This window comes from Bacillus cereus group sp. N8, assembly GCF_016483685.1.
Classification (GTDB): Bacteria; Bacillota; Bacilli; order Bacillales; family Bacillaceae_G; genus Bacillus_A; species Bacillus_A proteolyticus.
The window spans coordinates 1-7,324 of the sequence record NZ_JAEHBK010000074.1 but is presented as its reverse complement, the minus strand read 5'-3'; the positions used below and the strand labels follow the sequence as shown (position 1 = coordinate 7,324).

Sequence of the window (7,324 nt, the reverse complement as noted above, 5' to 3'; positions counted from 1 at the left end):
CCGCCCTTGCTTTGTGCGTTCAAAAAACTGAAGAAGAACGGCTTTTATGTACGTACAAAACATTGTACCGTTAAATATCTCAATAACCTACTTGAACAGGATCATAGGCATGTAAAGAGACGTTTTGTCAAATCCGCAGGATTTCAAAATCTTAGTCATGCTTCACGAACCATAAAGGGGATTGAAACGATTCAGGCCATATATAAACAAAGACGAAGTCTTGAATCAGACTCCGTCTTTTCAGTGTACAAAGAACTACAGCAATTAGTAGCGATTGCTTAAAGTCTATTTCCAATCTGTAGACCTCTCTATATTTTTTCTAACTTTGCAACAGAACCGAATATGTTCCCTTTCCGTTTTCCTTTTCAAAAAATGAGACTATATAATACTTCCCAGGTTTCGCTTCAAATTTCCCTTTTATATTATTTCCATCCGCTTGGCCCGTAATAACAGGATGTTCTAAATCTGATTCGTGATATACATCCCATTGTATCCCAATTCCCTGTTCATCTATAAAAGAAATATCTACTTCTTTTGGAGATGTGACATTGAATGTGTGCATATACGCCATATTCGGACGATCCATATTTCCTTTTGAAAGCTTATTAAAACGAATTACCTTTGCATTTTGATAGTTATGACCTGCTGGCTCATCCTGTTTTACGGTAACCGATGTTTGTCCTCGGCCTACTTTTCCTTTATTATCTTTCACTGTTAGCTTTGCAGTATATGTTCCCTCTTTTCCATATACATGAGTAGGATTTGCTTCTGTACTTGTTGTACCATCCCCAAAATCCCAGAGATAAGAAACAATTTTTCCACCTGTGCTTTCTGTACCATCACTATGAAACTCAACTTTTTCATTTAATATTTCATTGTACGGTCCATTCATATTTACTTTAACAGTCTGTTTTTCTTCTTCTCCCGTTGCAACACCATGGAATACAACATCATATTCAAATTGATTTTTCGCATTCACACGATAATTAACAAAATACGCTGTAACTGTTTTGTAGCCGCTCCATTCTTTTTGCGCTAACTGTTCTAAAGATTGATTGATTTTCTTGCTCATCGTTTTCCAATCCTCAGATTCTCCTTTTGTTACGCCACCTGAATATGTCCCTTCTAATGTAAACGTATCAAAAAATTGAGACTTATGCTTTGTAATCGTTGCATCTTTTATCTTTGCTACATCTGTAATGTCTTTCTTTACATCAGCTAGTGGCTTTGGTGAAGGGGTAGCTAAATAATCATCTGATACTTGCGGAGTATTATATGTACCCTGATTATCAATTAACTGCTTCATATAGTCTTGGTATCCTTTATTTAAATTTGGATCCTTACTTAAAGCTTCACGATATGTATCATAATTCTTCACATCATTTGCACGAATGAAATCTTGAATCTTATCGAAAGCTTCAAATTGATGAGTATATAAGTAAGACTGCAGTGCAAAAGAATAATTATAAAAGTCCCATTTTTCGTCTCCTTCTCCTTCTCCATATTTCGAAAATAATGTTCGTTCTGCTGTATAACGTTTCGCAGGATCAGATGATAATCCACTAATTATACTTTTGCGCGGAACAACATTATTCGTACGAGTAGATCCTGCAAAAAATTCTGCATTTCCTTCTTCAAACCAAGTCAAACGTTGATCTTGATACATTTCTCCTTGTCCCCATGATCCTGGAACTTCATATCTTCCCTGTAAATAGTGTGTAAATTCATGACGGAACAATTCTTCCAAACTATAACGACTTTGCTGCGGTGTACGCTCAAATGTAAAGAACGTTCCGATTCCTTCAATATAAATTCCACCATTATTCGTATCATATCCATATAGTTGGCTATTTCGTTTATATTCATCTGGATTATTATAAATGACGATTGTCAGTACATCATCAGCTTTCCCTGATTCTAACGCTCCATTTTTTCCAATTACACGATGATACTGCGCTTTTACTTCTTTTGCAGCCCAATATAGTTTCTTAACCTTTTCTTCCGTTACTTTATCTCCTGTTTTAAATACAATAGAGCCGTCATCGAATGTATACGTTTTTGGTAAGTACTGCTGCTGGCCTTCTTCACGTATTTTCTTAAAATCTACTGTATTTCCGTTATAATCTTTTCCACCATAGTTTGTTGAAATTTGCTCTACCGCATTAAAATAAGCCTCACTTAAACGAGGGTACATATGCATTGCTTGTGTAAGTACTTCTAAAGGTTTATTTGGATTACTATGGAAATTCCCTAAACGACCAGTATAATAAATACCATTATTAATTAACCATTTATTTTCTGTTGTTAGATGGTTCAAAAGAGCCATTCGACTAACTTCATTTATGTAACCATCAATTTTCCCATACCATATTGTTTCATCCGCTTTTTTACGTGTCTCAAACAAGTAAGACTGTATATCATCATCAATCCCTTGTATAAGCTCATACAAGGCGTCCCCTTTCTTCTTGTCACTTATATATGTGGAAATATTATCGTTATATTGCTTTAATATATTTGTTGCATATTGAACTGTTTCAGCATCACAAGAAGCGTTTCTAATTAATTTACCGTATGCAGATACCACTGCATCCTGTTTATCTGTACCAAATTTAAAATTCGGATTTTTTGCAATTGCTTTTAATGCAGGTAAACATTTATCATGAAAGCTTCGCTCATTTAAATAGCTTACCTCTTTATTATTAAAGCCTACATAAGATATGGAACGTAATACTTCAGCAAACGTCTCAATCCCTTTTGTATCATCTTTTGTAAATGTGCTTCCACGACGACCTAATTCATCAATAATAACCTGTATTCGCTCTTTATTCTGATAAAACTCTTTTGTTTCTTGATTAAATTGATCTAAATCTGTAATTTGATTCCAACTAATACTTGCCAATGTATCGATGAATTCGTCATTACTCATTCTATTCAGCTCTGCCACAGAATACTTTTGCTGAAATTGCTTTGCCGCTGCTCGTTTCACGACCGGAGCTGGACGTTGTGAAAAATCGCCTACTTTTAAACGTTCTTCATAAGACAATGTTTCGTCTGCTTTTGTAGAATGTGCAATTTCATCTGTTGAAGTTTCTATCCCAATTGGTTTCTTTTGTAACACATTATAAGGTGTGTTTTCTTCCGCTGATACTTGTGTTTGGATACTTCCAAATGATAAGGCCATTGTACTAATACCGAGCATCATTTGGGTAAACCTTGATTTCTTGTTCATAACATTTCCTCCATTTATATATTACATTCAATAAATAACATATTATCCCGATGAAATAATGTAAAATGCAATATTGCATATTCTTTCTTTGTACATTTCTGTACACGGTAATGTTGAACAAAAAATCATAAAATGCCTCCTATTTTTGTGTTTAAAAACCTTGTAAATTTACGTGTGTTCAGATAAACATACCTTTGCAAACAAAAAAGAATCCCAAAAGAAACGAGGGATTCTTTTTTGCTTTATCTTTTTATCAGAACCACATTAAATAAATAGCTTTCTACTAATAAATTTATTCATAACGAAGCGCTTCAATTGGATCTAATTTTGCTGCTTTGTTCGCTGGAATCAACCCGAAAATAATACCAAGTGTCATAGAGAATAACACACCGCCAACGACTACTTGCCATGAAACAAGTGGTGGCCATTTTGCAAATGTTGACACAATATATGCACCTCCATAACCAAGGCCAATTCCAATTAATCCCCCAAGAATCGTTAACATAACAGCTTCAATTAAGAACTGTAGTAAGATTTTACTACTCGTTGCTCAAAGTGCTTTACGTACCCCAATCTCACGAGTACGCTCTGTTACAGATACAAGCATAATGTTCATAACACCGATACCACCAATAATCATCGTCATGATATTTGTCATTTTGGAAATACCCTCTTGAATTTCTTTTAAGTTTAGTACCTTATATTTACCTGTAAACTCACTTTGCTTACGACTATTTAATACATCAGCTGCTTTCTTTCCAGCGGCATCTAAATTATCGATTTTTTTCGCTTGGACAGAAATACTTTGAATTTCATCTGTTCCATACAATGTTGGCCATAACGTTAATGAAATAACGCCTCGGAATCTCCCATTCCCATAAATCCACCTGTAGCTTCATATACACCAACGATTTGCATTGGTTGGCCTTTCATTTCAATGATTTTTCCAATGGGATTCTCTTTTTCAAATATCCTTTTTTCTAAACCCGCGCTAATCATGACAACATTATTTCCTTGTTCAATATCTGTATCATTTAAAGAATGACCTTTTTTCACCTTAACTTTATTTACAGCAAAGTATTCATCGTCTAGCCCTTTTATATTTACCATTTCTTTTTTATCATTAACATCTAGTGTTTCCATATTTTAATTTGTCTTAATTACATGTGCATTCTCTGGAATCTTCTTAATTTCAAAAATATCTTCTTCTGTCAATTTCGGTTGTCCTATTGATTCCATACCGGATGGATCATTCATGTTGGCCTTATAATGAATAGAAATCACACTATTTCCAGAACCAACAAATTGTGATTTTAATGCAGCTTCCCCGCCCTGTCCAATCACAACAACGGTAATAATAGAACCTACACCGATAATAATCCCTAGCATTGTAAGGGCTGAGCGCAGCTTATGAGCTAGAATAGAAGATAGGGCAATTTTGATACTATCTAGTAAACTCATACCGCGCACCTTCTGTCTTCTGTAATTTTTCCATACTGATCACGCACCTTTTTTAGAATCATACTATCAGTATGTCCAAGTTTAGGAGATTACTTGCAATAGTCTTGAAATTTTCGCACCAGAACCCATATATCCAAGTATCAAAGCTAACCGCATTAACATCGTCTATTACTTCGAAAACCTTATCTAAGTCTGTCTTACCAATTGGTAATTTCCCTTCATCCCAAATTAAATAAACCTTCTTATTATATTCATCGTAACAACTATTCAAATATGAAATTATTCATCAATTGTATTTATTTCAATGCACTGAGTTATTTTTGACCATTCAATACGTCCCCCTTGTGTAATATAAAAATTAGTTTCAAAATTTATAAGAACCATTTCTCTTTCTTCTTTAGATAAGATTCTTATATTCTGTCCCAAAGTTTCAATACATTCCTCTAACAATGTTCCCATACTATCACCTACTTGTTTAAATGATTTAATAATGATATATAAGTTTCTTCGTTCCCCTCAAGTCGAACCTTTTTATCGGGTTGTAAAGAGATATGAGGAAAAGGGAGTGAAATAAATAATCGTATACAACCACTCTCTTATTATAGATATGTTCTGTTTGTGAACATATAAAAAGGGAAAAGAATTATAAAAATCCTTCTCCCTTTTTACCTACTGGAACTTACATAATCATTAGCTTCGCAGTACATCGAAAAATGCTGTAGAATTTACCTTTTCTATCATAACAATATAAGCCGTCTTTTAATATTTAATATTGCATATTAAAATATAACGCTATCTATATAACCACTTACTATAATGGGAGTATAAAAATTCATAATATCTTAATATAAAAATACGGATTTTTATATTGATTTCCGAACAACTTATTCTCATGAGAATATAACATTCATGTTGGATTATCTACGTAATCATTTTTGCACCAGAACCAAAAATAAGCCCAAAGAATTAAATAATTCTTTGGGCTTATTTTTAAAGTTAGGAAGTTACATTCTTTCTTCCTATAAATAATCTCACAGAACAGGACCAGCGACATGTAAAGCGACAGACACTTTTCCAAATCTGCAGGATTTCAAAACATTCGTCATGCCTCACGTATAGTAAAAGGCATCGAAACCATTCATGCCCTGTATAAAAAAGACGGAGTCTTCAACCAAACTTCGCTTTTTCGACGTATAATGAATTACAGAAATTATTGATGACTGCAAAAAATTTGTCTTCCTCAACCATAGATCTTTTACATTTCAGTTAATTTTACAAAAGAAGTTAATAAAATATATCTAATTATTGATTCACCGCTTTGGCTACAAGTGCTGCGTATGCTTCTGCACCTACTTTGGTTAAATGCACACCATCAGGTGCAAAGTAGTCTCCCTTTCCAGCACTTGCTGCATACCAATCTACTAGAGTTATATTCGGATATTCAGATGTTGTCGCTTTTAATCTCTCATTCACGATTGATTCCCACGGACGTGGTACCCTCGTATTAATAAATATCATTTTACGTTCATTCCCAATTAAATTTATTAATGATACAAGTTGCTCAGTAGTAAAGGCTCCATTTGTACCTAATCCAATAATAACATAGTTTCCTAAATTCCCTTCATTCTTTAACTGTTCAACTACTGGAATCGCTTTTGACAGTTGGCGACCAATTTGTGCATCAATCCTAATATCAGGAAAAGTATTTTTTAAATACGGAGCAATATCAATCATAACGGAATCGCCTATCGCTGTAACGTTGGAAGAACTTTTAGGTTGCACAGAATTTACTTCTTTTGATTCTTCTTGATTTTTTGGCGTCTCTTGAGCTGGATTTTCCCGAACTGCAACCGGATGTTTCGCAGGTTGTGTTTGTACTGCTTCCACCTTATCTAGTTGAGGATTCTCCTTAGCCTTACTAACTTTTGATAACCCAAAAACGGCTATCGACGAAACGAATACTGCACAAATTAAAGCTAACTTAACACCTAAAGCGACATTTTGAAGCCTTAAATTCTTAAACTGAATATTTCGGAGCGCACCTTGTCGGATTGGTTTTTCAATATACTTCCATGAAATTTGCGCAATCATTATAATTAGAAGAAATTGAAGAATTGCTCTTATTAGTGAAAAATCTCCAGCATTTACTTTTGGAGTCGTCAATGTAAGAATTGGATAATGCCAGAGGTATATGCCATACGACCTTATCCCTATCCAGCGTAAAGGCCTAAATCGTAAAAATTGAGCGATGCGGCTAGCTGGATGAGCAAGATTTGCCACTAACAATGCTGTTGCAATTGATAAGAGAACCATTCCTCCATTGTATAGAAACGGATCATATTGATTCGTCTTCCAAAACATAAGCAATATAATAATAAGAGCAGTTCCTCCCACTACATCAAGAATGAGACGCGCCTTTGGAATAATTTTATTTGCAAGCCTATTGCTTGGCCAAAGTAAGGCAAGTGCCGCTCCAATAAGTAAAGAAAAGGCCCTCGTATCTGTGCCATAATAAATTCTGCTCGGATCAGTTCCCGGTTCATACAAAATTGCCATCGCTAAAGCTGAAGCAACAGCTCCCAGACAAATCAATAAAATCATACGGGATTGTTTTTTTATGTGGTAAAGTCCTAA

General features: G+C 34.5%; 5 protein-coding genes and 2 pseudogenes. 2 read left to right on the top strand and 5 right to left on the bottom strand.

From position 1 onward, the window contains the following. Window positions 1-282, top strand: a 282-nt coding sequence (locus JDS80_RS29985; RefSeq protein ID WP_199640735.1) for a DDE-type integrase/transposase/recombinase, incomplete at its 5' end; no start/stop codon positions are given. Between the two features lie 37 nt (window positions 283-319). Here the strand turns inward: JDS80_RS29985 and colA are convergent. The 4 genes and pseudogenes from colA to JDS80_RS29960 form a co-directional block, all read right to left on the bottom strand. Next, window positions 320-3,229, bottom strand: a complete 2,910-nt coding sequence (gene colA / locus JDS80_RS29980; protein ID WP_199640734.1) for a collagenase ColA — start codon at window positions 3,227-3,229, stop codon at window positions 320-322. 292 nt (window positions 3,230-3,521) lie between these two features. Further along, window positions 3,522-4,690: pseudogene (locus tag JDS80_RS31805) on the bottom strand (ABC transporter permease). A 58-nt stretch (window positions 4,691-4,748) separates the two neighbouring features. Further along, window positions 4,749-4,961 carry a CDI toxin immunity protein gene (locus tag JDS80_RS32460; RefSeq protein ID WP_422653191.1) on the bottom strand — a complete coding sequence of 71 codons (213 nt, stop codon included), beginning with the start codon at window positions 4,959-4,961 and terminating at the stop codon, window positions 4,749-4,751. Between the two features lie 8 nt (window positions 4,962-4,969). Next, on the bottom strand, window positions 4,970-5,149 hold the full coding sequence (locus tag JDS80_RS29960; RefSeq protein WP_002187481.1) for a CDI toxin immunity protein: 180 nt from the start codon (window positions 5,147-5,149) through the stop codon (window positions 4,970-4,972). Between the two features lie 562 nt (window positions 5,150-5,711). Between JDS80_RS29960 and JDS80_RS31800 the strand changes: the two are divergent. Next, window positions 5,712-5,960 (top strand): annotated as a pseudogene (locus JDS80_RS31800) (hypothetical protein); the annotation flags it as partial. A gap of 32 nt (window positions 5,961-5,992) precedes the next feature. On the opposite strand, the gene JDS80_RS29955 reads toward JDS80_RS31800, so the two are convergent. Then, a partial coding sequence (locus tag JDS80_RS29955) for an acyltransferase family protein (protein ID WP_199640732.1) occupies window positions 5,993-7,324 on the bottom strand: 1,332 nt, incomplete at its 5' end.

Coding starts and splice junctions, on each gene's coding strand:
- JDS80_RS29960 (WP_002187481.1), bottom strand. CDS start 5,149: ATGGGAACATTGTTAGAGGAATGTATTGAAACTTTGGGACAGAATATA.
- colA (WP_199640734.1), bottom strand. CDS start 3,229: ATGAACAAGAAATCAAGGTTTACCCAAATGATGCTCGGTATTAGTACA.